Origin of the sequence: Sphingomonas sp. Leaf242, assembly GCF_001422045.1 — a bacterium.
Classification (GTDB): Bacteria; Pseudomonadota; Alphaproteobacteria; order Sphingomonadales; family Sphingomonadaceae; genus Sphingomonas.
In genome coordinates, this window is record NZ_LMLW01000007.1 from 395,848 (window position 1) to 420,244 (window position 24,397).

Genomic DNA, 24,397 nt, shown 5'->3' on the forward strand with positions numbered 1-24,397 from the left:
CACGCGGTACGCGCGCCGCGATGCTATCGATGACCACCATATTCACCGCGCAATCGCCGCGCCTGTCGCCGCGACAGATCCCGATCGTCAGCCGCTTGATCGGCTTTGCGGTGCCGCTCGTCTTCCTGGCGCTCGTGCTCCAGGCGTTCCTGCGCCAGGGGCTTGCGGTGTGGTCGGTCGGGATCGCGTACATCCTCTACGATACCGCGCTTCTGGTGTTCACCGCGTGGCAGATCCGCGATCTCGCTCATGCGCCGCCACCCGAGCCGAACGGCCTGCCAGCGCCGGGTTTCGGCGTGATCGTCGCGGCGCACAACGAGGCGAGCGTCATCCGCCTGACGATCGACCGGCTGCTGGCGCAGGCGCATCCCCCGGAGACGATCATGATCGCCGACGACGGATCGACCGATGCCACCCCCGCGGTGATGCGCGAGCTCTACGCGCTGGCGGTGCCGGCGCTGGGCGACGTCGCGACGGTCGATCTCGGCGGTACGCGACTCGCCTGGCTGCGGCTGCCGCATGGCGGCAAGGCCCGCGCGCTCAACGACGCGCTGCTGCGGATCGATACCGCGATCGTCCTGACCGTCGATGCCGATACGCTGCTCGAACCGGGCGCGATCGCGGCGATGCGCGCGGCGTTCGCTGCGGAGCCCGAGCTGGTGGCGGCGACCGGCGTGCTCGCGCCGATCTGCGGACCAAGCCTCGGCGGGCGGCTGTTCGAGTGGTTCCAGTCGTACGAGTATGTCCGCAATTTCCTGTCGCGCGACGCGTGGATGCGGCTAAACGGCCTGTTGCTGATCTCCGGCGCATTCGCGGCGTTCCGGCGCGATGCGGTGATCGCGGTCGGCGGCTTCGATCCCGACTGCATGGTCGAGGACTATGAGCTGATCCACCGGCTCCACCGCCACGCCCATGATACCGGGCTCGACTGGCGGGTGCGCGTGGTCGGCGGCGCACTGGCGCGCACCGATGCCCCGGCGAGCATCCCGGCGTTCCTCAAGCAGCGCCAGCGCTGGTTCGGCGGGTTCCTCCAGACGCAGCACTGGAACCGCGACATGGTCGGCAACCGCGCCTATGGCCGGCTCGGCACGCGGATGTTGCCGGTCAAGGCGCTGGACACGGTGCAACCGATCTACGGGCTGGCCGCGTTCGCGATCCTGATCGGACTGGTGATCACCGGACGGTTCGCGCTGGCGCTGCCGATCCTGATCGTGATGATCGCCAAGATCGTGATCGACCTCAGCTTCCACCTCTGGTCGCTCCGCATCTACAAGCGCTGGACCGGGCAGCGCGAAGGGCTCGGGCTTGGCCCCGCGATCATCGCCGCGATCGCCGAGCCGTTCACCTTCCAGCTGCTCCGTCACGTCGGCGCGATCTATGGCTGGGTGGCGTTCCTGCGTGGCGGACAGAGCTGGGGACGACAGACGCGCACCGCGCTCGAACATCGGGTGTCGTAGACTTTCGATCGAATGATTCCATCTGCGCCAACAGGACAAGAAGGATTTTGCCGCTATTGTCCTGCACACGTCGCGGCTGTCATGAAGCGTCGGTAGGGTTGGGGAGCGTTCGTTGGATCACCAGGATAACGGCGTGACCGAGGTGGCGCTGAAGCCGGACCGGCGGACTGTGATGCTCGGCGCGCTCGCGCTCGCCGCATTGCCGCGGTCTGCGGCAGCCGCCGGGGTTGCGCGCATCCAGCGCCTGTCGCCGGCGTTCGACCGGATGGTCGCGCCGGACGCGCGTATCTCGGTCGTTGCGAGCGGGATACGCTGGGCGGAGGGCCCTCTATGGGTCGACGCGGGTGCGTATCTCCTGTTCACCGATCCACCGGCGAACATAGTTCGTCGCTGGCAGACGGGCAGCGTTGCGAGACCGTTCCTGTCGCCGTCCGGGGCGGCCGGGACCGATCCGAAACTGGTGCGCGAACCCGGCGCGAACGGACTGGCGCTCGACCATCACGGAAGACTGCTGATCGCGAACAGCGGCGGGCGATCGATCGACCGGTTCGATCTCATTACGCGTCGCCGCCAAGTGCTGGTCGATCGGTATGAGGGCAAGCGGTTCAACAGCCCGAACGACCTGCACGTCGCGCGCGACGGGACGATCTATTTCACCGATCCACCTTACGGACTGACCAACGGCGATGCGTCCTCGCTGAAGGAGATGCCCGTCAACGGCGTCTACCGCTGGACGCCGGGCGGGGCGGTCGACCTGATCGACGGCACGTTGACGCGGCCGAACGGCGTCGCGCTGTCGCCCGATGAGACGCGGCTCTACGTCTCGGTCTCGGACGACGTTACGCCGCGGATCATGGTCTACGATCTTGACAAGACCGGGCTGCCGCGGCGGTCGCGCGTGTTGCTCGATGCCAAGCCGATGCGCGTGGGCGGTGCACCGGGACTGCCCGACGGGATGAAGGTCGCGCATGACGGCACCTTGGTCTGTTCGGTGCCGGGCGGGATGATGTTCCTGTCGCCCGATGCAGAGCCGCTCGGGCTGATATCCAACGGTGGGCCGATCGCGAACTGCGCGTTCGGCGAGCGCGGCCGTGCGCTGTTCCTGACCGCGAACGACCGCGTGCTCCGCGTGCCGTTGCGCGCGGGGTGGCAGGATCGCGGCCGACCGGCCTGAGGGTCAGCGCCGCTGCGGCAGCTTCATGCCGAGCAGCACCAGTCGATCGCCGGTGATCCCGAACCAGTGCGGCACGCCGGCCGGAATGAGCATGACGTCGCCGGGGCCCAGCGTGCGCGTCTTGCCGCCGACGATCCGCGCGCCTTCGGTCAGATCGGGTTTAACGACCACGGCGTCGGCGAGTATACCCCCCGAGATAAGCGTACCCGCGCCGGCCACGACGATCGCGTATTCTGCCTGATCGGGGTGCACGGCGGGACGGCCCGGCTTTTTCCAATATTCGAGCGCGGCATTGGTCTCACCGTCGCGGACCAGCGGTTGCCACGCAAACCCCTGTCCCGGCTTCATCGCGGCGCCCATCGCGGCGACCTTCGCCTTCACGTCGGCGTCCGATGCGAAACTCGTAGGATCGGCCGTCTGCGCCGCCGCCGGCGAGGCCGCGATCAGCGCGGCGACTACGAACGGCAGCTTCATGCGCGACCTTTCCGTGCGCCATCGAGCCGGATCGTCCGGCCTTCACGGGCCGAGCGGTAGATCGCCTCGACGATCCGCATGTCGCGCAAGCCCTCTTCGCCGGAAACGATCGGTTCGCGCCCGGTGCGGATGCTCTGGACGAGATGGTCGAGTTGCCCCGCGAACTGCGTCTTGCCGGGGCCGGGCGGTGGCGTGACCTCGCGTTCGCGGCCATCCTTGCCCCGCCACATATGATTGCCCTCGTAGCGGGTCGCGGGTTCGAGTTCGATCCGGCCGGCGTCGCCCATCAACAGGATATGGTTCTGGTTGGCGCTGTACATCGACTGGCAACCGGCCATCGCCCCCGACGGGAACTCCAGCGTCCAGTCGATGATGTCCTCGACCTCGGTAAAGCGCGGGTCGCGGCGATCGGTCGATTCGCGGGCGGTCACCGCGATCGGTTCCTCGCCGGTCATGTAGCGCGCCGCCTGCAGGCTGTAGATGCCCATGTCCATCAATGACCCGCCGCCCGACAAGGCGCGCTTCAGCCGCCATTTCGACGGATCGCGCTGGACGAAGCCGTGCTCGGACCGCACGTAGCGGATCTTGCCCGCCGCACCCGCGCGCGCCAGCCGCATCGCTTCGAGATTGGTCGGCTCGAAATGGCAGCGATAGCCGATCATCAGCTTGCGATTGGCGGTCTTGCACGCCGCGATCATCGCCTCGCACTCGGCGACCGATATCGCCATCGGCTTCTCGCACATGACGTGCTTGCCCGCCTTCGCCGCGCGGATCGTGTATTCCGCGTGCATCGAGTTGGGCAGGCAGACATAGACGATGTCGACGTCCGGATTATTCCGGATCGTATCGAAGGTCTCGTAGGAATAGATCGACCGCGCCGGCAGTCCGTGGTCGGCGGCGACTCGCTTCGCCTTGGCGGGATCGCCGCTGACCACCGCGGCGAGCCGGCTGTGCGCGCAATTCGCGAATTGCGGAATGATGACGTCCAGACCGTAGGAACCCAGTCCCACGATCGCATAGCCGAGCGGCCGATCGCCCGCTCCCGCGCCGAACGCGCGAGAGGTGAGCGTCAGCGCCGCCGCCGAAATCATCAGGTCGCGTCGTGCAATATCCATGTCGATCATCCCCGTCCTGCGCACAGGTCTGGAGCCGAAAACGACCCGGCGCAAGGTCGGTCCGAACAGGAATGGTTTCACCCGCGGGCAGCCAGACGGTATTTCCCGCCGATAAACGGACCACATCGATATCTGATCAAAATTACGCGGACGGTCGATTCCCGGCGCGAAACAAGCACCTAGCGTGCGCAGGTGGGATCCGGTGCGAAGCCGGCGCCTCAGCTGGCTATGGCGCGGCGAGACGTACCGTGCCGACTCGTGCATTACGCACCCCGCATCTGACGCGAACTCCGCCTAATCTTCTCGGGCAGCAGGCCGCTGCGCGTAAAGAAGGAAGTCGCGATGACTGTCGAATATTCACCCGTCATGTCCTCAAGCCGGGGCCAAGGCCATCATCACAGGGCGATCGAGCTGCCGGCGTCGCTTTTGACCCGCCAACCGTTCGCCTTCGCGGATCTGGAGGTCGCGTTCGATCCCGAACTCGATACCTTGTGGACGTACATGCGGCAAAAGGTCCGTCCGAGCTTCAATCCCGGGCTGCTGGCCGAGTTCAATCAGTGGCAGAACGATATCGCTGAGGCATGCTCGTCGGAGATGATGCCGATCCGCTATCTCGTGCTCGGCTCGCGCTTTCCCGGCGTGTTCTCGCTCGGCGGCGATCTCGATCTCTTCGCGGAGCATATCCGTCGCGGCGATCGGCAGGCGCTGGTCCGCTATGGCCGCGCCTGCGTTCGCATCCTGCACCGCAACATGCTCAGCCTCGACCATTCGATCATCACGATCGGGCTGGTCGAAGGCGACGCGCTCGGCGGCGGTTTCGAGGCGTTGCTGTCGTTCAACGTCGTCATCGCCGAGCGGGGTACGAACTTCGGGCTGCCGGAAACCAATTTCGGGCTGTTCCCCGGCATGGGCGCGCACTGCTTCCTGTCGCGGCGGCTGGGGTCCGCGCGGGCCGAGCAGATGATCCTGAGCGGGCGGACCTACAGCGCCGAGGAGCTGTACGATCTCGGCATCGTCCATGCGCTGGCCGATCCGGGCAAGGGGCGGGCCGAGGTCGAGCACTATATCCGCCAGAACCGCCGTCGCCACAGCGGGCATTGCGCGATCTACGAGGCGTCGCGCTCGGTCAATCCGCTGGCGCTCGCCGAGCTCGAGGCGGTCGTCGATCTCTGGGCCGACGCAGCGCTGCGGCTGAGCGAGTTCGATCTGAAACTGATGCGGCGTCTGGTCGGCGCGCAGACCCGGTTGCTGACTAAGGCGGCGGCGATCTAGGACCTCGGAGATCTCAGGAGCGCGCCTGCGCTTTCTGGGCATTGCCGGCAAGCATGGTCGCGACCATGCTTGCCGGCATCGGCCGCGCGAGCAGATAGCCCTGCACCGCATCGCACCGCGTCCGGCGGAGCTGGTTGAGTTGCGCCTGCGTCTCGACGCCCTCGGCAACCGTCCGCATGCCCAGTTTCGCGGCGAGATCTATCACGGTCTGGACGATCGCCACCGAGGCCGGGCTTTGTTCGAGATCGGTGATGAACGAACGATCGATCTTCAGCGTCTGGAACGGAAATTTCGTGAGATAGCTGAGCGAGGAATAGCCGGTGCCGAAATCGTCGAGCGTGGTCCGCACATGTAGGCGGTTGATCGCATCGAGCGCGGCCAGCGACGCTTCGATATCCTCGAGCAGCACCGACTCGGTCACCTCGAGCTCGAGCCGCTCCGCCGCGAACCCGGTGGACGCGAGCGCATTCATGATCACGGTGGTGAGATTGGCGGACCGGAGCTGGATCGGCGACAGGTTGACCGCGATCTTCACCGCTTGCGGCCACGCGCTGGCGATCCGGCACGCCTCGCGGATCACCCATCCGCCGATCGACACGATCAGCCCCGTATCCTCGGCGATCGGAATGAATTCCGCCGGCGAGATCGCACCATGCTGCCGGTTGGTCCAGCGCAGCAAGGCCTCGCAGGACAGCACGTGTTCGCCGGCGAGATCGAAGATCGGCTGGAACTCCAGATGGAACTCGCCGCGTTCCAGCGCGCCCTGCATCTCGGCGGCGAGGTCCCGCGTGCGCGAAATCTTCTCGTCCATCAGCGGTTCGTAGAAGCACATCTGACCGCGACCGCTGTCCTTGGCGCGATACAGTGCCAGATCGGCGTTCTTCAAAAGCGTATCGGCATCGCTCCCGTCCGCGGGCGCGATCGCGATACCGATCGATGCGTTCACCTGGAGCAGGCGGCCTTCGTGCAGAACCGGCTTCTCGACGAGCGCCAGGATGGTCTGACCGATCGTCATCGCGTCGGCTTCGGTATTCACCGTGCACACGACGGCGAATTCATCGCCGCCCAGTCGCGCGACGACGCCATCCTTGCCGAACGCCTGATCGAGCCGCCGCGCGATCTCCGCGAGCAGCGCGTTGCCCGCCAGATGGCCGAACGAGTCGTTGATCTCCTTGAAGCGATCGAGATCGAGCCAGTTGATCGCGAGTTGATGCTGCTCGCCCGATAACCGCTGCAACCGTGCTTCGAACTGCTCGCGGAACGCGGTGCGATTGGCGACGCCGGTCAGGTCGTCGCGGCGCGCGATGGCGGCATGATGTTCGGCGAGCGCCGCCTTCTCGCGCGACGCGACGGTCGCCTTCAGGATGACGCCGTAGGTTTGCAGCGTGATATCCATCATCGCGACGACGAACAGCAGGATCACGATGGCCAGGACGATCTTGAGCGGCTCGAGCGATACGAGCAGTCCGATCGCGAGCGGCACCGACGCGAAGCTGAGCTGCGACAGCGCGATCCACGGCCGCCCGGCATTGCGCCCCGCGATCCCCGCCGCGTAGCCGATCGTCGTCGTCACCGCGAGCAATTGCAGCACGCCGTCGTTGGTGTTGACCAGCGTCAGCAGTCCGAACGTGCCGAGCAGCGACGAATAGCCGATCGCGCCGGATCGATAGAGCCGCTCCTGGCGTCGGCCCCAAGGGCCCAGCGCGGCCTTCTTGGAGGGCTGGCGCTTCGCACTCCGTCGGCTGAGGCGCAGCGCATCGACGATCCGCGAGCCGGCGACCGCCGCGATCGCTATCGCGCACCCGGTCATCCAGGCGTTGCCGCTGACCAGCGCGACGATCATCGTGATCGCACTGCTGGTCACCGCGCCGATCACCAGCGATTGCGGCGATGCGTAGAGCGACTCGACCAGGGTCTCTTGGACGTAGGCCGCGATCGTCTGATCGGAATGGCGCAACTGCCTGAGGCGGGTAATCAGACCGATCATGACGGCCTACATGGGAGAAGAAGGTGTAAAAGAAACGAACAAACACGCGCTGAGCGACTGAAAAAGATATTTTTTATTGTACGCTGCGCGCAAGAGTTACGGGGCCGTATTGCCGGCATCGTTCGATCTGTCGTGGCATTCCGCGCGCGATCCCCGTACGCGCAGGTCATGAACGTCAAGACCGCTGACCCGTCGATGCAACCACGCGAGTTCGTTGCCTTTATTGCCGCGCTGATGGCGGTGAACGCGCTCGGCGTCGACCTGATGCTACCCGCGCTGGCGGATATCGGGCATCAGTTAAGCATCGCGACGGCCAACCACCGGCAGTGGATCATCACCGCGTACATGCTGGGGTTCGGGACGGGGCAGCTCGTCTACGGCCCGCTGGCAGATCGCTACGGACGTCGCCCGATCCTGCTCGTCACGCTGGCCGGGTTCGTGCTGGCGAGCATCTTCGCGGCCGGATCGCAGACCTTCGCGGCGCTGCTCGGCGCGCGTGTTCTGCAGGGGCTGATGTCGGCGTCGACCCGCGTACTGGCGGTCGCGATCGTGCGGGATCGCTATGCCGGACGACAGATGGCGCGGACGCTCTCGGTAGCGCAGATGATCTTCTTCCTCGTGCCGATCATGGCGCCGAGCCTTGGCCAGATGCTGCTCGCGTTCGGTCCGTGGCGCTTCATCTTCTATGCGCTCGCCGGTTTCGCCGCGCTCGTCCTGGCATGGTCGTTCACGCGGCTGCGTGAATCGCTGCCGGTCGAGAACCGCACGCCGCTGTCGCTCGCAGCGCTGCGCAACGGGTATACGCTGACGCTGACGAACCGGTTTTCCGCCGGATACGCGGTCGCGGCGTCGATGACGTTCGGCGGCATCATCGCGTTCGTCTCGTCCGCGCAACAGATCTTCGTCGACGAGTTCCACGCCGGCGCGCGGTTCACGATCCTGTTCGCGATCTGCGCGTTCTCGATGGGGTGCGCGTCGTTCGCCAACAGCCGCCTGGTCGAGCGGCTGGGCACCCGGCTAATCTCGCAGAGCGCGGTGATCGGTCTGATCGTGCTGTCGGTCTGCCATATCGGACTGATCGCGTCCGGCTTCGAAACCCTGCCGAGCTACATGGTGTTCCAGGCGTTGAGCATGACGTGCATCGGTCTGTGCGGGGCGAACTTCGGGTCGATGGCGATGGAGCCGGTCGGCGCCATCGCCGGCACGGCGTCGTCGATCCAGGGCTTCATCACCAGCGTCGGCGCGGTCATCGTCGGATCGCTGATCGGACAATCCTATGACGGCACGACCTATCCGCTGGCGATCGGCTATCTGGCGATCGGCGTCGCGGTTCTCGCCGTGGTGTACGTCGTCGAGGGCGGCAAGCTGTTCCACGCGCATCACAGCGCGTAAGGAACTGGAAGACGCTGCCGCCCGGCGGGTCAGAGGCTCTTCGGCGCACCCTTGACGACCTGGCCGCGGTGCATGACGAAATCGACATGCTCGAGGCGGGTAACGTCCTGTAACGGCGAGCCGGTCACGGCGATGATGTCCGCGGTCTTGCCAGGCACGAGCGTACCGATGTCGTCGCGCCCGAGCAGATCCGCAGCACTCACCGTCGCCGCGACGATCGCCTGCGTCGGGGTGAGGCCGTTGCGCACCAGCAGTGCGAACTCGGTCGCGTTGTCGCCGTGCTTCGAGACGCCGGTGTCGGTCCCGAACGCGACCTTCACCCCGGCGGCATAGGCGCGCCGGTGACTGGCGGCCATCGCGGCCGCAGCGGCCTCGGCCTTGACGATCGTCGCAGGGGGCAGGGCGCCACCCCGCGCCTGCGCGAGTGCGGCAACGGGTGCGATCTCGGTCGGAACGAGATAGGCGCCCCTGGTCTTGAATAGCCGGATCGTCTCGTCGTCGAGGAACGTGCCGTGCTCGATCGAGTCGACCCCGGCTTCCAGCGCCGCCTTCGTCCCTTCCGCCGCGTGACTATGCGCCGCGACCTTGCGGCCCAGACCATGCGCGGTCTCGATGATCGCGCGCATCTCGTCGGGGGTCATCGCCCGGCCAAGCCCGCCGCTGACATTCGACAGCACGCCGCCGGTCGCGGCGAACTTGATGACGCGTGCCCCCAACGCAACCTGCGCGCGGACCGCGCGTCGGCATTCGTCGGGACCGTCGCACAGGTTGATTTCCTTGGCATGCACCGCTTCGGCAAAGTCTTCGGCAAGCCCGTTGCTGCCGTCGCCATGCCCGCCGGTCACCGAGATCATCTCGCCGGCATTGGTGATCGTCGGCCCGTCGACGGTACCGGCGTCGATCGCATCGCGCAGCGCGCGGATGCCGCGGGGATCGCCACCGAGATCGCGCACCGAGGTGAACCCAGCGTTCAACGTGGTCCGCGCGTTCACGACCGCGGTCATCTCATCGTCGAACCGATCGCGCGTCATCGCCTCGAGCCGCGCGCGCATCGGGTCGCCGCCAATCCCCCAGAGATGGACGTGCATGTCGACCAGACCCGGCAGCACGAACGCATTGCGCAGGTCGACGAGCGTCGCGCCCTGTTCGGGCGGTACGAACCCGTCGCGCAATTCGGCGACCTTGCCGTCACGGACGATGACGGTGGTGTTGCCGCGCGGCGGCTGGCCGGGCCGATCGAGCAACGCGCCTGCCTGGATATACGTTGTCTTCGACGGTGGAGCCTGGGTCCCGGACGGTAAATTCTGGGCCAGCGCCGGCGCGGATACGGTGGCTGCGAGCGCGATCACACATGCTTTGAACATCGAATTCCCCCTGAGCGGGGCATGCTCGTTCAAGTGCTCGGCTTCGGCAAGTCCTTGCAACCAGTATTTTCCCCCGCGCCGAATACGCGCTGATCTTGATCAAATCGGGTTGGCGGCAGGATTGCCAACCGATCGGGGGCGGCTATGGTTCGTCAACCCTAACGCGCTAGCATCGTTGGGAGATACTCGATTTAGGATGCCATATTGCCAACCGATCCGCAGACCACCGCGATCGTATCGACCGGTATAGCCGGGCTCGACGACATTCTGGGCGGTGGCCTGACCCCCCAGCGCATGTATCTGGTCCAGGGTACGCCGGGAACCGGCAAGACGACCTTGGGGCTCGACTTCCTGCTGACCGGGGCCAAGGTCGGCGAGACCGGGCTCTACATCACGCTGGCCGAAACCGAGGTCGAACTGCGCGCCGTCGCGGCGACGCATGGCTGGTCGCTCGATCAGCTCGAGCTGTTCGAGATGGTGCCCGCCGACGGCCTGGGCGAGGATCAGGAGCAGACCTTGCTCCACCCGAGCGAAGTCGAACTCGGCGAGACGATCCGCGACATCATGACCAAGGTCGATGCGTTCAAGCCTGCCCGCGTCGTCATCGACAGCCTGTCCGAGCTGCGGTTGCTCGCGCAGAGCCCGGTCCGGTATCGGCGGCAGATCCTGGCGCTGAAGCATCTGTTCTCGACGCGGCAGGTCACCGTCCTGATCCTCGACGACAAGGGTGCGTCGGGCAGCGATCTCCAGCTTCACAGCATCGCGCACGGCGTTATCTCGCTCGAACAGACGCTGTCCGGGTTCGGATCGCAACGTCGTCGCCTTCACATCGTGAAAATGCGCGGCGTCCGCTATCGGGGCGGCTATCATGATTTCGAGATCGAGCGCGGCGGTCTTCGCGTCTACCCGCGGCTGATCGCGGCCGAACACGGCCGGACCTACAATGATGCGTCGGTGTCGACCGGATCGGAAGCGCTGGATACGCTGCTCGGCGGCGGGCTGGTTCCCGGCACGGCGACGTTGCTCACCGGCCCTGCCGGCGTCGGCAAGACGACGACGTCGGTCCAGTGCATGGTCGCGGCCCTCCAGCGTGGCGACCATGCGGCGTATTTCCTGTTCGACGAGCGCCTGCCGACGCTGATGAAGCGCAGCGCCGCGCTCAACCTCGATATCCAGCCGTTCATCGACTCCGGCCAGCTGAAGATCCGGGCGATCGACCCGGCCGAGATGTCGCCGGGCGAGTTCGCGGACTCGGTCCGCGCCGCGGTCGAGGAAGATGGCGCGCGCGTGGTCGTGATCGACAGCCTGAACGCGTATCTGCAATCGATGCCGAACGAACAGTTCCTGACGCTGCAGATGCACGAGATGCTGACGTATCTGGGGCAGGAGGGGGTCGTCAGCCTGCTGATCCTCGGCCTGCACGGCATGATGGGCGACGTCCGGCAGGACGTCGACTTGAGCTATCTGTCCGATTCCGTCGTCCAGCTCCGCTATTTCGAGGCGCAGGGCGAGGTCCGTCAGGCCATCTCGGTCATCAAAACGCGCACGGCACGGCACGAACGGACGATCCGGGAGTTTCAGATAGGGAGCAACGGTTTGCAGGTCGGCGAGCCGTTGCGCGAGTTCCAGGGCGTCCTGACCGGCGTTCCGACCTTTTCGGGCGAAGGCAAGACGTTGATGGCCAGCAAGATGGGTTCTTTGGAAGAGCATGGCTGACGTGGAAGACCGTGTTTTAATACTGGCGCCGCGCGGTCGAGATGCCACGATTGCCGCGGACCTGCTCGGCCGTAACACGATCCAATCCTATGTCTGCGCGGACCGGGCGGAGTTGCTGGCGGAAATTCGGCGGGGCGCGGGTGCGGTCATGCTGACGGAGGAAGCGCTGGCGGGGCATGACGCGTCGGGTCTGTCGGAGTGGGTCGCGACGCAGCCGACCTGGTCGGACATCCCTTTCGTGGTGCTGGCCAACGGCGCGCCCGCGCCGCGAACCACCGCCGCGAGCGATCGCCTGGCAAATCTCGGCAATGTCGTCCTGCTGCAACGGCCTTTGCATGCCGAGGCGATGCTGGGCGCGATCCGATCGTCGCTGAAGGCGCGGCGGCGCCAATATGAGGTGCGCGATGCGGCGATGACGCTGGAGCGCGCGGTGGTCGATCGCACCGCGGAGCTGGAAGCGGCGCGCGAGAGTCTCACGATCGCGCTCGACGCCGCCGGCATGGGCAGTTGGGATATCGACTTCACCACCGGCACCGCGCGGCGGACGGCGCGGCACGACGAGATATTCGGCTATCCGACGCGGCGTCCGACGTGGAACATCGATGATTTTCTCGGCTTTGTCGACGTTTCCCAGCGAGCCCGTATCCGGGCGGATTTCGACGCTGCGCTGGACTCCGGCATGCTGGATATCGAATGCTCGATCACCGCGGCGGACGGTTCGCAGAAGTGGATCGCCGCCAAGGGGCGCGTCACTTACGGACCCGACGACAAGCCGTTGCGGATGACCGGCGTCGTCTCGGACGTGACCGACAAGAAGGAGGCCGACGCGCAACTCGCGCAGGCGCACAAGATGGATGCGATCGGCCAGCTGACCGGCGGCGTTGCGCACGATTTCAACAACCTGCTGACCCCGATCGTCGGCAGTCTCGATCTCGTCCGCCGTCGGCACAAGGACGACGAGAAGACCCAGCGCATGGTCGCCGGCGCGCTGCAGGCCGCCGAACGCGCGGCGACGCTGACCCAGCGATTGCTGGCGTTCGCGCGGAAACAGGCGCTGCAGCCCAAGGCGGTCGATATCGGTGCGCTGATCGATGGCATCGTCGATCTCGTCCGGCGTTCGCTCGGGCCGACGATCACCGTGGTCCTCGAAGTGCCGCGCCATCTGTCGTCGGCGCGGGTCGATCCGAACCAGCTCGAGCTCGCGCTGCTCAACCTCGCGATCAACGCACGCGATGCGATGCCGGGTGGTGGTCGGCTGATCCTGACCGTCGCGGAAATCGTCGTCGACGACCGCAACGCCGTCGGTCTCGACGCCGGCCGTTATATCCGACTGACCGCGCAGGATACCGGCACCGGCATGGACCGCGCGACGCTCGCGCGTGCGACCGAACCCTTTTTCTCGACCAAGGGCGTCGGCAAGGGAACGGGCTTGGGCCTGTCGATGGTCCACGGTCTGGCCGCGCAATCGGGCGGCATCCTGCATCTCAGGAGCGAGCCCGGCGTCGGGACCGCGGTCGAGCTCTGGCTGCCGGCGACCGACGAAGTCGCGAGCGATGCGGCCGATAGTCACGGCGAGCCGGCACCGGCGCGGCATGCCGCCAAGATCGTGCTGGTCGACGACGAGGAACTGGTGCGATCCGCGACCGCGGAGATGCTGCGCGATCTGGGCTATGTCGTGACCGAGTTCGGGTCGGCGAGCCAGGCGTTGTCGGCGATCCGGTCGGGGATCGATGTCGACATGCTCGTCAGCGATTATCTGATGCCCGGCATGACCGGCGGCCAGCTGATTACCGAAATGCGCGCCAACGGCATCCGGCTGCCGACGTTGCTGGTCACGGGATACGCGGCGGCGGGTGACGATGTCCCGACCGATGTCATGCGGCTGGGGAAGCCGTTCCGGCAGGTCGATCTCGCCGACCGCGTCAACCAGTTGCTTCGCGTCCCGCCCGCCAAGGGACGTCGGCTGCGCGTCGTCGAATAGACGGTATTCGTCGGCCGCAAGGCACGGCTCAGACGGCCAGGCCGTTAGTCGTGACGTGATCGGCGATCGCTCCCGCCGTCGTCCACCAGATCCGCCGATCCGCCGCCTCCCGTAGCCGGGTCAGCACGCGATCGAGATCGCCAGCCGACGGCCTTCGGGCCACGAATAGTCGGGTCATCCGACGATCGGGCGGTACGCGTATGGCCCGTGCTGCGGCAGGTGTTTCAGCGGTTCGTACATGCGTGCCACTTCGTATGAGCCATGGAATTGCCTTAGCGCTATCCAAAGGGAACCGGCTTCAGCTGACCGGAATCGAGATGCCACCGCAACTGGTCGGCCGTCGCGCCGTCGACGTCGTTGACGCGGCGAACGACGTACGTGCCGCGGAAACGCTGGCGGGATCCGTCGTCCAGCGTGGACTCTACCGTGACGGGGACCGGCTGATAGATCGATCCCGCCCCGGCATCACCCGGTTGGAGCGCGCCGATGAGCACCTTGGTCGTGCGCGTATGCGCGAAACCCGCCGCGAACTCTGCGAAAGTCTGTCCCGGATGGCCGTCGCTACCCCATTGCTGCCAAGCAGTGTCGAAATCCCGTGCGTTGACAGCGGCATAGTACCGCCGAACCACCGCTGCCGCAGCCTCCGCGCTCTTGGGCGCAGGCCCGCATCCCTGCATCGGCGCGCCTTTGCCGTCGAACAGCGCACAACTGCGCGCGATCTCGTCGTCGATCATCGCGCAGCTGTTGGCGGCGTTGCAGGGCGGATGCGTCGCCGGCGAGACGTCGCGACAGATCGCTACGCGCCGCGCCGCGGCGGCGGCACCGATATCGGCAAGACACGATGTCTTCGTCAGGGCCTTTGGCGAAGACGTCGCGGGCAAGATAGAATTGCCGATCGCCGCGGGGGAGGGCGTTGACTGCCTCACTGCGACGGTGTCGCCACTCGATTGATTCCGCGCTGCGTCAGGCGTGTTCTGCGGCAGATCGTCGGATTGATCGGAGGATGCTCCGCACGCCGCCAGCGCGAACAGCGGAACAGATATCCACGGCGTCAAACTTGGCATGGTCGGAAATGTCCTCTCCTTCGCGGCGGCTTTTGCCGCGCGCGCAACACCCTTAACCGACCGGAGGCTAAGCGCTCAATCGCCGGGTAGACGTTTAAGGTCAGCCGTCGACGGTGCGATGCTTGGCCTAGGCACTTCGAACGTCGCCCAGTCGCCGTCGTCGGGGTTTGGCGGCTCTCCCGCGATTCCCGCTGGCTCGATGATATCGGCCATGCGCTGGCGGTGGAGATGGACCTTCGCGATCATGTTGGCGGAGACGGGTGTGGTAATGAACAGGAACAGCATGATCAGCAGTTCGTGCATGCTCCACGTCCCGGTTTGCAGCCGGGTCCGCAGCATCGATGCGAGCACCAGAGATCCCACCCCGAGCGTCGTCGCCATTGTCGGTCCATGCAGTCGCTCCATCGTTGACGGCAGTCGGACCAGCCCCCAACTGCCGATCAGCAGGAACGCGGCCCCGAGCAGTATCAGCCCGACCACGAGATAACCGAAAATATCGATCATTCGACGATGTCCCCCCGAAGGAGGAACTTGCAATAGGCGACGGTGCTGACGAACCCGACCATCGCCAGCACCAACGCCGCCTCGAAATACGTGCTGGAGCCACCGATCATGCCGATCACGAGGATCAGCGCGATGACGTTGATGACCCCCGTGTCGAGCGCGAGGATACGATCACCGAGCGCCGGGCCGCGGAACAGTCGCCATCCGCTGCACAGAAGCGCGAGCGCTATGGCGATCGCGGCGATGTTAAGCGCGACTTCGATCATGCGAATATCCTCAGCAGCCGCGCTTCGTACCGCCGCTTGATCCGCGCGATCTCGGTCGCTTCGTCCTCGACGTCGAGCGCGTGGACCAGCAGTGCGCGACCATCGGCGGACACGTCGGACGAGACGGTCCCGGGCGTCAGGCTGATCGTCGCCGCGAGCACCGTGATCGCCTCGGGCGTCGTGAGCTCGATCGGGATCACGAGCCAGCGCGCGCGCAGATCGCGGTTACGCCGGAACAGGATCACGCGCGCGACATGAAAATTGGCGGCGACGATGTCGAACACCACGACCGCGAGAAACGCAACCAACGTGCCGTTGAACCGCAGGCGAGGGCGATCGGGCCAGAACGGCGCGGTGACCTTTGGCAGGATGAGCGAGACCATCGCGCCAAGGGCGAGGTCGCCGCCAGTGACGCTGTTCGCCAGCAGCAGCCAGACGATCAACAACGTTGCCGAAAGGGCAGGGTGGGGCAGGAGCCACCGGATCATCGCGGAACGCTGCCGAGGACGGCGGCGATATAGCGCTGTGGCGCGAAGATCTGTGCGGCGGTTGCCTGGGCCTGCGCGGTCGCCCAGCCGGCGCCGATGGTCAGGGCGGCGAGCAGGCCAATCAGGATCGTGGGGGCGATCAGGTCCGCGTTGGATCGGTTCGGACCGTCGATCGGGTCTGCGCCGCTTGGCGATGCCTTCCAGAAGAGGATGCTGCCGGTGCGGGCGAAGCCGATGATCCCGACCAACGTCGTACCGAGGACCGTTGCCCACAAAACCATCCAGTTGGGCGTCGTGGCGGTGGTCTGGAGGATGAACAGCTTTCCGATGAAGCCCGACAGCGGCGGCAGTCCGACAGCGGCAATCGACGACGCGAGGAACAGCAACCCGGTCGCCTGCTGCCCCGCAAACCGGGGGCTCGGGACCGCTACGTCGTCATATTGGCCACGGCGACGCATGGTCACGTCGGCGACCAGGAACAGCGCGGCACCGGCCAGCGTCGCGTGAACCAGATAGAAGAGCGCCGCCGCCATCGTCGCCTGGGTCCAGCAGGAGACTGCGAGGACCAGCGTCCCCGTCGATCCGACCAGCGCGAACGCCGCCTGTTCGCGCATCGCCTGCGCCACGAACACCCCGGCAAAGCCGATAACGGCGGTCATCACGGCGGCGGGGAAGAGCCAGGGCGACGGTATCCACGCCAGCGCGCCTGCGCCCTCGCCGAAGAGCAACGGTACGATCCGGATCATCGCATAGACCCCGACCTTCGTCAGGATCGCGAACAGCGCCGCCACCGCCGGCATCGTCGCGACGTAGGTCCGCGGCAACCAGAGATGCAGCGGGACGATCGCGGCCTTGAGCGCGAAGACGGTCATCAGCAGCACGCCGGCGATCCGCAGCATGCCCTCGTCCGCTGCTCCCGATACCGCAATGCGGCGCGCGAGGTCGGCCATGTTGAGCGTCCCGGTCACGCCGTACAGCACCCCGAGCGCGATCAGGAACAGCGCGGAACCGACGATGTTCACGACGACATAGCCGACCCCCGCCTTCAGCCGTGCCGCGCCCTGGCCGTGGAGCATCAGGCCGTAGGACGCGATCAGCAGGACTTCGAAGAACACGAACAGGTTGAAGAGATCGCCGGTAAGGAACGCGCCGTTCAGCCCCAGCAGCTGGAAATGGAAGAGCGGATGGAAATGCGAACCCTGCCGATCGGCCGCGGTAAGCGTCGCATGCAGCAGGACGACCAGCGCCAATATCGAGGAGAGCGCGAGCATCGCGGCAGAAAGGCGGTCGAGCACCAGGACAATGCCGAACGGCGCCGGCCAGCCGCCGAGCGCGTAACTGCGGATCGCGTTGTCCTGGACCAGCCCAAATAGCGCGACCGCTGCCGCGAGCATGGCGACGCAGCCGGCCAGCGACAGACCGACTGCCAAAGCTCGCCGACGGGGCATGGCCAACAGCGTCAGCGGGGCAACCACCGCCGGAATCACGACTGGCGCTATCGTCAACTGATCGGCGAGTGTCATTGCTCCCCCTCACCGCGGTCGGGGTCCGCCAGACCATCGACCTGATCCGATCCGCTTTCGAGAAAACTGCGGAGCGACAGTATGACGGCCAGCGCGGTCATGCCGAATGCGATGACGATCGCGGTCAGGACCAGCGCTTGGGGTAGGGGATCGGCGTGATTGGTAACACCTGTCGCGAACAGAGGGGGGCCATCGACGACGAGCCGGCCGGTTGCGAACAGGAAGAGGTTCACGGCGTGCGACAGCAAGGTCAGCCCGAGCACGACCTGGAATGTCCGCCCTCGCAGCGACAGATACACCCCGCCTGCGGTCAGCACGGCAATGGCGCTGGCGATCAGGAATTCGAGGCTCATGGTATCGCCCGCTCGTCGGAAACCGCGCCGATGCGGGCGTCGCGCTGGGGTATATGGCTGAGTTGCGCCAGTATCAGCATCACGGCGCCGACCACGACATTGGCTACGCCGGCGTCGAACAGCGTCGCGGTCGCCAGCTCGACCTCGCCGATCAGCGGTAGATGGACATATCCAAAGCTGCTCGACAGGAACGACGCATCGAAGACGAGCGATCCGAGACCGGTTGCGGTGGCGAGCAAGATACCCACCGCGATCAAGGCATGGTCGACACCGGGCCGGCGTTCGCCGGCCGGGCCGAACCCCGACGCGAGATACTGCATGAAGATCGCGATCGAAAAGACCAGCGCAGCGACGAACCCGCCACCCGGCGCATTATGGCCGCGCAGGAAGATATGCAGGCCTACCAGCAGCGCCAGCGGCAGCAACGCGCGGGCGGTCATCGCCAGCATCATCGGATGTCGATCGGGAGAATGCGGCATGTTCGACCGCGGTATCCGCACACGCACCGCCGGTTCCAGCAGCGCGTAAATCGCGAGCCCGGCGATCCCCAGCACGATGATCTCGCCCAACGTGTCGAACGCGCGGAAGTCGACCAGCGTGACGTTCACGACGTTCCTGCCGCCGGCACCCGCATAGCTGTTCGCCCAGTGGAACGCCGACACCGTCGCCACCGCCGGACGCGTCATCACCGCCCAGGCCAGCCAGCCGGTTCCGACGCCTGCGACCATGCCGAGGAGCGCGTCCCGAGCTCTCCGAGGAATGCTCGACAGCGTGGGGGGCGACCTGGGTAACATATTGAGCGCCAGGAGCATGAGCAGGATCGTGACGACCTCGACCGCGATCTGCGTCAGCGCGAGATCGGGCGCGGACAGGTGGACGAACGCCAGCGCGATGACGAGCCCGACGACGCCGAGGAACAGCAGGGCGAGATAGCGGTGACGCTGCACGACGACGACCGCTGCAGTCGCAGCGATCAGGCCCAGCCAGGCGATGATCGCAACGGCTGATGCCGGGATGCGTGGACGCGATCCGGTATCTACGCCGCCGCTCGTCAGGCTTGCCCCGATCCCCAGCCCGATCGCGACTGCGATTAGGACGAACAGGTAGCGCTGGAGCGACGCGGCGTGCACGACGGCGATCAGCCGGCGCGTGCGGTCCAATGCCGATCGCATCGCCGCGTCGAACATCCGCTTCGCATCGGGCGCGGATCGGGTGGCAAGCCAATTGGCCACCGGACCTCGCCGCCATAGCACGAAAGCGCCACCGACGATCGCGACCACGCTCAAACCGAAGGCCGGATTGAAACCGTGCCATAGTGCGAGATGCAGGTCGGGCGAGAAACTGCCGATGACCGCACCGCTCGCGGCGGCGACCAGAGGCCCCGCGATTGTCATGGGGATCAGCCCAAGCGCGATCGCGACCATGACCAATATGATTGATGGCACGAGCATGGTGATACCCGGATCGTGCGGCGTGCTCGCTTCGGGATAGCGCGTCTGTCCGAAGAAAAGACCGATCGCGTAACGGAGTGAATATGCGACCGACAGGACCGCGGCAAGCGTGGCTAGGATCGGTACCAGCCAGGACTGACCCGCCAGGACAGCATGCGCGCTCTGGTCGAGCATCATCTCCTTCGAGATGAAACCGCCCAGCGGTGGCAGTCCGGCCATCGACGCGGCGGCGAGCGTGCCGAGCGTCGCGGTGATCGGCATGAGTGCCGCCAGGCCACCGACGCGTCGTATGTCGCGCGTGCGCGTCTCGTGATCGACGATCCCGGCGTTCATGAACAGTGCCGCCTTGAACGCCGCGTGGTTGAGGATGTGGAAGACCGCCGCGGTGGCTGCGGCGGGTGTGCCGAACCCGAGCAGCATCACCATCAGCCCCAATTGGCTGATCGTCGAATACGCCAGGATCGCCTTCAGATCGTCGCGGAACAGCGCCACCACCGCCCCGAACAACATCGTCGCGAGCCCGGTCGATGCGACGAGATAGAACCACAGTTCGGTCCCCGACAGCACCGGCCACAGCCGCGCCAACAGGAAGACGCCCGCCTTCACCATCGTCGCGGAATGCAGATAGGCGCTGACCGGAGTCGGCGCGGCCATCGCGTGCGGCAGCCAGAAGTGGAACGGGAACTGCGCCGATTTTGTGAACGCGCCGAGCAGAACCAGGATGAGGATCAGCGGATACAGCGGCGAGGCCTGGACCATGTCCGCACGCGTGAGAATGGTTGACAGTTCGTACGATCCCGCCGCCTGTCCGAGCAGCAGCATCCCTGCGATCAGCGCCAGCCCACCGCCGCCCGTCACCGCCAGCGCCATCCGCGCGCCTTGCCGCGCCTCGGGTCGATCTCGCCAAAACCCGATCAGGAGGAACGACGACAGGCTCGTCATTTCCCAGAAAACGAGCAGCAGCAGGACGTTGGCCGACAGTGCGACACCGATCATCGCGCCTTGGAACAGCATCAGGAAGGACAGGAACCGCCCGGTGGCCTCGCCCTTGGCTAGATACCCGTGCGCATAGACGACGACCAGCAGGCCGATGCCGAGGATCAGTCCGGCGAACGACAGACCGAGCGGGTCGAGCCAGAGGCTCGCGTCGAGGCCCAGCGCCGGTACCCATGTCAGATGCGCAGTCAAAGGCATCCCGGCCAGAACAGCGGGCGCCGCAACCAGCAACAGACCGAAGCCAACCGCGCTGGCCCCACCCGCAATCATCATCTGCACGACGCGACCCGCTTGCGTCCAGAGGCCCAAGATCATGGCGGCGACGAACGGCAACAGGACCAGGGTCGTCAGGACCATCGCGACCGTCTACCCAGTTGTACCATGCAGCACCCTTCGCACGATGCGGCGATCGGGTCGACGTTCCCGGCTGAAATCTCGCCGAATTCCGTCTCCCGGAACAGTGCAGGCACGTATTCCTTGGGGTTTATGCGGTTAAATCCTCGCCGTTCGCGGTCCGCTTCGTTTTCAGATCGACCTTTCATGGTCGATCGGTCATGCTGCCAAGCTTGCTTAGCTCAGACACCGATCCGGACGCGCGCCGCGCGGTATTCGCGTTCGAGGCGATCGACCCGGTCGGCTACGCTCTCGACTTCGGTGACTGCGCCGATGCCCTGGCCAGAACCCCAGATGTCGCGCCACGCCTTGGGTTTCGATCCGTTGCCGCCGCCGAAGTCCATCGCCTTCAGGTCGCCTTCGGGAAGGTTGTCCGGATCCATCCCCGCAGCCTGAATCGACGCGCGTAAATAATTGCCATGCACGCCGGTGAAGAGGTTGGAATAGATGATATCGGACGCTTTGCCCGCGACGATACCATCCTTGTACGCTTGGTCCGCATTGGCCTCGGTAGTCGCGATGAAGGGCGAGCCGATATAGCCGAAGTCCGCGCCCATCGCCTGTGCAGCGAGCACCGCGTCGCCGGTCGCGATCGAGCCCGACAGCGCGAGCGGACCGTCGAACCATTGGCGGATTTCCTGGATGATCGCGAACGGCGACAGGCGGCCGGCATGGCCACCGGCACCGGCCGCGACTGCGATCAGGCCGTCGGCCCCTTTCTCGATGGCCTTGCGCGCGAAGCGGTCGTCGATCACGTCGTGGAGCGTGATGCCGCCCCAGCCATGCACCGCGATGTTAAGATCCTCGCGCGCGCCGAGCGAGGTGATGACGATCGGCACCTGCCACTTTGCGCACGTCTCCAGATCGCTCTCGAGCCGGTCGTTCGATTTGTGGACGATCTGGTTGACCGCGAACGGCGCGGCCGGGCGATCCGGATTGGCGCGGTTGTGTGCGCTGAGTTCCTCGGTAATCCGGTGCAGCCACTCGTCGAGCATCGCCTGCGGCCGCGCGTTGAGCGCGGGGAACGAGCCGACGATGCCCGCCTTGCACTGTGCGATCACCAGCTCGGGGCCGGAAATGATGAACAGCGGCGAGCCGATGACGGGCAGGCGCAGGTTTTTTAGAATAGCGGGTACGGTCATGCCAGTTTCCTAGCGCAACCCATTCGCCCACGCCAGACCCGGTTTTGCCCTCCACTCCAGCCTACGATGCGGCGGGGTGGAGGGCAGGGTATCAGGCCATCTTGCCGATCACCTTGTCGAGCGTCAGCGGGTATTCGCGGATGCGAACGCCGCACGCGTTGTAGACCGCATTGGCAATCGCTGCGCCGACGCCGCACAGGCCGAGTTCGCCGATGCCCTTGGCCTTCATGGGCGAGGACTTCTCGTCGAGTTCGTCCATGAAGAACACGTCCTGCATCGGAATGTCGGCGTGCGCGGGCACGTGGTATTCAGCGAGGTCGTGATTAACGAAATAGCCGAACCGCGTGTCGACGATCGCGTCCTCCATCAGCGCCGCCCCGACGCCCATAGTCATCGCGCCGATCACCTGGCTGCGTGCCGATTTCGGGTTGAGGATGCGGCCCGCGGCGAATGCACCGCTCATCCGGCGGACGCGGATCTCGCCGGTCGCCGAGTCGACCCCGACCTCGACGAAATGCGCGCCGAACGTGGCTTGTGCGTACGTCTTGGTGAGGTCGCCGAACTCGATCGAGTCCTCCGCCGAGAGGCCGGCATCGCCTGCGGCTTCCGACAGCGAGACGCTGCGGTTGCCCGACTTCACCTTGCCGTCCTCGAACACGACGTCGGTCGAGTTGAACCCGAGCTTCTGCGCGACCCGCTCGCGCAACGCCATGCACGCCGCATAGACGCCCGCGGTCGAGCTGTTGCCGCCCCACTGGCCGCCCGAGCCCGACGAGGCCGGGAAGCTGCTGTCGCCGAGCAGGACGATGACCTTGTCCATCGGCACGCCCATCATCTCGGCTGCGGTCTGCGCGATTATCGTGTAGCTGCCGGTGCCGATGTCGGTCATGTCGGTGGCGACGGTGACGACGCCCTTCTGGTCGATCCCGACGCGCGCGCCCGACTTCATGGTGACGTTGTCACGGAACGCCGACGCCATGCCCATGCCGACCAGCCAGCGGCCGTCGCGAACCTGACCGGGGACGGGGTTGCGCTTGTTCCAGCCGAAGCGTTCGGCACCCGTCTTCAGACAGCCGACGAGATCACGCTGCGAGAACTGGCGTGACGGCTTTTCCGGATCGACCTGTGTGTCGTTGATGATCCGCAACTGGACTGGATCCATCTCCAGCTTCTCGGCGAGCTCGTCCATCGCCGCTTCGAGTGCGAGCAGGCCGACCGCTTCGCCGGGCGCACGCATCGCGTTGCCCTCGGGGAGGTCGAGCACGGCGAGACGCGTCGCGGTCATACGGTTGGCGCCCGCATACAGAAGACGGGTGGCGTTCGGCGCGGTCTCGGGACCACCGCCGGGTAGATCGCCCGACCAGCTCTCATGCGCGATCGCGGTGATCTTGCCGTCCTTCTGCGCGCCGATGCGCAGGCGCTGGATCGTCGCCGGGCGATGCGTGGTGTTGTTCATCACCTGAGGCCGCGCGAGCGCGAGCTTCACCGGACGGCCGCCGATCGCACGCGAGCCGAGCGCGGCCATCACCGCATCGCTCCGGACCCACAGCTTCGACCCGAACCCGCCACCGACATAGGGCGACATCACGTGGATGTTTTCCTTGGGCAGCAGCAGCGTCTCGCTCATGTCGCCGACTGCCCAGTTGATCATCTGGTTAGACGTCCAGAGCGTGAGCTTGCCGTCCTTCCATGCCGCGGTGGTGGAGTGTGGCTCCATCATCATGTGGCTCTGATCGGGCGTGGTATAGCGCTCGTCGACCTTGACCGCCGCCTTGGCGAATGCGCCTGCGAAATCGCCGACGGCGGTGTCGGGGTTACCGCTTTTGGGCTTGGTCGCCGAGCCCTGCGATGCGGCGAGATCGAAATTACCTTTCGCTCGCGCGTAATTGACTCGAAGCAGCTTGGTCGCCGCGCGTGCCTGCTCGAACGTCTCGGCGACGACGACAGCCACGGCCTGGTCGTAGTGCTGGACTTCGGGGCCGGCGAGCATCCGTGCGGTGTGGTTCTTCGCCTTGCCGAGCTTGCCGGCGTTTTCATAGGTGACGACCGCGAGCACGCCGGGTGCGGCCTTTGCGTCGGCGGTGTCGATGCTCTCGATCCGGCCTTTGGCGATCGCCGCGCCGAGGATGTAGCCGTAGGCGGCGTTCGGCGCGGCATCGTTGCGCTCATAGGCGTAGTGCGCGGTGCCGGTGGTCTTCAGCTTGCCGTCGACGCGGTCGAGCGGCTTGCCGAGCACCTTCATGCGGTCAGTCGGGTTCGCCGTTGCGGGGGTATCGAACTTCATG

General features: G+C 66.0%; 20 protein-coding genes. 6 read left to right on the forward strand and 14 right to left on the reverse strand.

Annotation, left to right across the window (positions count from 1 at the left end; all coding sequences use genetic code 11):
- The first annotated feature begins 29 nt into the window (after positions 1-29).
- Both ASF09_RS06200 and ASF09_RS06205 read left to right on the forward strand, forming a co-directional pair.
- Entirely contained in the window at positions 30-1,457 is a 1,428-nt protein-coding gene (locus tag ASF09_RS06200; RefSeq protein ID WP_235529683.1) for a glycosyltransferase family 2 protein, read from the forward strand.
- A 112-nt stretch (positions 1,458-1,569) separates the two neighbouring features.
- On the forward strand, positions 1,570-2,631 hold the full coding sequence (locus ASF09_RS06205) for an SMP-30/gluconolactonase/LRE family protein (protein ID WP_443024964.1): 1,062 nt from the start codon (positions 1,570-1,572) through the stop codon (positions 2,629-2,631).
- Positions 2,632-2,634: 3 nt separating this feature from the next.
- On the opposite strand, the gene ASF09_RS06210 is transcribed toward ASF09_RS06205, so the two are convergent.
- Together ASF09_RS06210 and ASF09_RS06215 are read right to left on the reverse strand one after the other, a co-directional pair.
- The gene (locus tag ASF09_RS06210; protein WP_156359239.1) at positions 2,635-3,105 is read right to left on the reverse strand and encodes a cupin domain-containing protein; all 471 of its coding nucleotides are present in this window, start codon (positions 3,103-3,105) and stop codon (positions 2,635-2,637) included.
- On the reverse strand, positions 3,102-4,220 hold the full coding sequence (locus ASF09_RS06215) for a Gfo/Idh/MocA family protein (protein ID WP_060525702.1): 1,119 nt from the start codon (positions 4,218-4,220) through the stop codon (positions 3,102-3,104). The genes ASF09_RS06210 and ASF09_RS06215 overlap by 4 nt, the downstream gene beginning before the upstream one ends.
- A 342-nt stretch (positions 4,221-4,562) precedes the next feature.
- Here ASF09_RS06215 and ASF09_RS06220 point away from each other — a divergent pair, with 342 nt between their 5' ends.
- Positions 4,563-5,492: a crotonase/enoyl-CoA hydratase family protein gene (locus ASF09_RS06220; protein WP_060525398.1), complete on the forward strand. Its 930-nt coding sequence runs from the start codon at positions 4,563-4,565 to the stop codon at positions 5,490-5,492.
- Positions 5,493-5,505: 13 nt separating this feature from the next.
- Here the strand turns inward: ASF09_RS06220 and ASF09_RS06225 are convergent, their stop codons facing one another.
- Complete coding sequence (locus tag ASF09_RS06225) at positions 5,506-7,479, reverse strand: putative bifunctional diguanylate cyclase/phosphodiesterase (RefSeq protein ID WP_056049291.1); 1,974 nt, start codon at positions 7,477-7,479, stop codon at positions 5,506-5,508.
- A 195-nt stretch (positions 7,480-7,674) separates the two neighbouring features.
- On the opposite strand from ASF09_RS06225, the gene ASF09_RS06230 reads away from it, so the two are divergent.
- A complete protein-coding gene (locus ASF09_RS06230; protein ID WP_056050452.1) occupies positions 7,675-8,871 on the forward strand; it encodes a multidrug effflux MFS transporter in 1,197 nt (398 codons plus the stop codon).
- A 29-nt stretch (positions 8,872-8,900) separates the two neighbouring features.
- Here the strand turns inward: ASF09_RS06230 and ASF09_RS06235 are convergent, their stop codons facing one another.
- Positions 8,901-10,235 carry a metal-dependent hydrolase family protein gene (locus tag ASF09_RS06235; protein ID WP_060525399.1) on the reverse strand — a complete coding sequence of 445 codons (1,335 nt, stop codon included), beginning with the start codon at positions 10,233-10,235 and terminating at the stop codon, positions 8,901-8,903.
- A gap of 204 nt (positions 10,236-10,439) precedes the next feature.
- Here ASF09_RS06235 and ASF09_RS06240 point away from each other — a divergent pair, with 204 nt between their 5' ends.
- Positions 10,440-11,951, forward strand: a complete 1,512-nt coding sequence (locus tag ASF09_RS06240) for an ATPase domain-containing protein (protein ID WP_268795609.1) — start codon at positions 10,440-10,442, stop codon at positions 11,949-11,951.
- Positions 11,944-13,932 carry a PAS domain-containing hybrid sensor histidine kinase/response regulator gene (locus tag ASF09_RS06245; protein ID WP_060525401.1) on the forward strand — a complete coding sequence of 663 codons (1,989 nt, stop codon included), beginning with the start codon at positions 11,944-11,946 and terminating at the stop codon, positions 13,930-13,932. Before ASF09_RS06240 ends, ASF09_RS06245 begins: the two co-directional genes overlap by 8 nt.
- 28 nt (positions 13,933-13,960) lie before the next feature.
- Here ASF09_RS06245 and ASF09_RS20215 read toward each other — a convergent pair whose 3' ends face one another.
- The 10 genes from ASF09_RS20215 to paoC all read right to left on the reverse strand — a co-directional run bounded on the left by ASF09_RS20215 (position 13,961) and on the right by paoC (position 24,396).
- Entirely contained in the window at positions 13,961-14,110 is a 150-nt protein-coding gene (locus ASF09_RS20215; RefSeq protein WP_235529684.1) for a hypothetical protein, read from the reverse strand.
- Positions 14,111-14,210: 100 nt separating this feature from the next.
- Complete coding sequence (locus ASF09_RS06250; protein WP_060525402.1) at positions 14,211-14,996, reverse strand: hypothetical protein; 786 nt, start codon at positions 14,994-14,996, stop codon at positions 14,211-14,213.
- A gap of 75 nt (positions 14,997-15,071) precedes the next feature.
- Positions 15,072-15,500, reverse strand: a complete 429-nt coding sequence (locus ASF09_RS06255; RefSeq protein WP_060525403.1) for a Na+/H+ antiporter subunit G — start codon at positions 15,498-15,500, stop codon at positions 15,072-15,074.
- Entirely contained in the window at positions 15,497-15,766 is a 270-nt protein-coding gene (locus tag ASF09_RS06260) for a K+/H+ antiporter subunit F (protein WP_060525404.1), read from the reverse strand. The genes ASF09_RS06255 and ASF09_RS06260 overlap by 4 nt, the downstream gene beginning before the upstream one ends.
- Positions 15,763-16,254, reverse strand: coding sequence for a Na+/H+ antiporter subunit E (locus ASF09_RS06265; protein ID WP_060525405.1), 492 nt, complete (start codon positions 16,252-16,254; stop codon positions 15,763-15,765). Before ASF09_RS06265 ends, ASF09_RS06260 begins: the two co-directional genes overlap by 4 nt.
- On the reverse strand, positions 16,251-17,777 hold the full coding sequence (locus ASF09_RS06270) for a monovalent cation/H+ antiporter subunit D (protein ID WP_060525406.1): 1,527 nt from the start codon (positions 17,775-17,777) through the stop codon (positions 16,251-16,253). Before ASF09_RS06270 ends, ASF09_RS06265 begins: the two co-directional genes overlap by 4 nt.
- The gene (locus ASF09_RS06275) at positions 17,774-18,130 is read right to left on the reverse strand and encodes a Na+/H+ antiporter subunit C (protein WP_060525407.1); all 357 of its coding nucleotides are present in this window, start codon (positions 18,128-18,130) and stop codon (positions 17,774-17,776) included. Before ASF09_RS06275 ends, ASF09_RS06270 begins: the two co-directional genes overlap by 4 nt.
- Positions 18,127-20,934 carry a monovalent cation/H+ antiporter subunit A gene (locus ASF09_RS06280; RefSeq protein ID WP_082444112.1) on the reverse strand — a complete coding sequence of 936 codons (2,808 nt, stop codon included), beginning with the start codon at positions 20,932-20,934 and terminating at the stop codon, positions 18,127-18,129. Before ASF09_RS06280 ends, ASF09_RS06275 begins: the two co-directional genes overlap by 4 nt.
- Before the next feature lie 218 nt (positions 20,935-21,152).
- Entirely contained in the window at positions 21,153-22,112 is a 960-nt protein-coding gene (locus ASF09_RS06285) for an NAD(P)H-dependent flavin oxidoreductase (RefSeq protein ID WP_060525408.1), read from the reverse strand.
- 91 nt (positions 22,113-22,203) lie between these two features.
- On the reverse strand, positions 22,204-24,396 hold the full coding sequence (gene paoC, locus ASF09_RS06290; protein ID WP_060525409.1) for an aldehyde oxidoreductase molybdenum-binding subunit PaoC: 2,193 nt from the start codon (positions 24,394-24,396) through the stop codon (positions 22,204-22,206).
- Between the last annotated feature and the right edge of the window lies 1 nt (position 24,397).

Bases quoted from the DNA above. Each gene is read 5' to 3' on its own strand.
- ASF09_RS06200 (WP_235529683.1), top strand. From the start codon at position 30: ATGACCACCATATTCACCGCGCAATCGCCGCGCCTGTCGCCGCGACAG.
- ASF09_RS06210 (WP_156359239.1), bottom strand. From the start codon at position 3,105: ATGAAGCTGCCGTTCGTAGTCGCCGCGCTGATCGCGGCCTCGCCGGCG.
- ASF09_RS06215 (WP_060525702.1), bottom strand. From the start codon at position 4,220: ATGGATATTGCACGACGCGACCTGATGATTTCGGCGGCGGCGCTGACG.
- ASF09_RS06220 (WP_060525398.1), top strand. From the start codon at position 4,563: ATGACTGTCGAATATTCACCCGTCATGTCCTCAAGCCGGGGCCAAGGC.
- ASF09_RS06225 (WP_056049291.1), bottom strand. From the start codon at position 7,479: ATGATCGGTCTGATTACCCGCCTCAGGCAGTTGCGCCATTCCGATCAG.
- ASF09_RS06230 (WP_056050452.1), top strand. From the start codon at position 7,675: ATGCAACCACGCGAGTTCGTTGCCTTTATTGCCGCGCTGATGGCGGTG.
- ASF09_RS06235 (WP_060525399.1), bottom strand. From the start codon at position 10,235: ATGTTCAAAGCATGTGTGATCGCGCTCGCAGCCACCGTATCCGCGCCG.
- ASF09_RS06245 (WP_060525401.1), top strand. From the start codon at position 11,944: ATGGCTGACGTGGAAGACCGTGTTTTAATACTGGCGCCGCGCGGTCGA.
- ASF09_RS20215 (WP_235529684.1), bottom strand. From the start codon at position 14,110: ATGACCCGACTATTCGTGGCCCGAAGGCCGTCGGCTGGCGATCTCGAT.
- ASF09_RS06250 (WP_060525402.1), bottom strand. From the start codon at position 14,996: ATGCCAAGTTTGACGCCGTGGATATCTGTTCCGCTGTTCGCGCTGGCG.
- ASF09_RS06255 (WP_060525403.1), bottom strand. From the start codon at position 15,500: ATGATCGATATTTTCGGTTATCTCGTGGTCGGGCTGATACTGCTCGGG.
- ASF09_RS06260 (WP_060525404.1), bottom strand. From the start codon at position 15,766: ATGATCGAAGTCGCGCTTAACATCGCCGCGATCGCCATAGCGCTCGCG.
- ASF09_RS06265 (WP_060525405.1), bottom strand. From the start codon at position 16,254: ATGATCCGGTGGCTCCTGCCCCACCCTGCCCTTTCGGCAACGTTGTTG.
- ASF09_RS06270 (WP_060525406.1), bottom strand. From the start codon at position 17,777: ATGACACTCGCCGATCAGTTGACGATAGCGCCAGTCGTGATTCCGGCG.
- ASF09_RS06275 (WP_060525407.1), bottom strand. From the start codon at position 18,130: ATGAGCCTCGAATTCCTGATCGCCAGCGCCATTGCCGTGCTGACCGCA.
- ASF09_RS06280 (WP_082444112.1), bottom strand. From the start codon at position 20,934: ATGGTCCTGACGACCCTGGTCCTGTTGCCGTTCGTCGCCGCCATGATC.
- ASF09_RS06285 (WP_060525408.1), bottom strand. From the start codon at position 22,112: ATGACCGTACCCGCTATTCTAAAAAACCTGCGCCTGCCCGTCATCGGC.
- paoC (WP_060525409.1), bottom strand. From the start codon at position 24,396: ATGAAGTTCGATACCCCCGCAACGGCGAACCCGACTGACCGCATGAAG.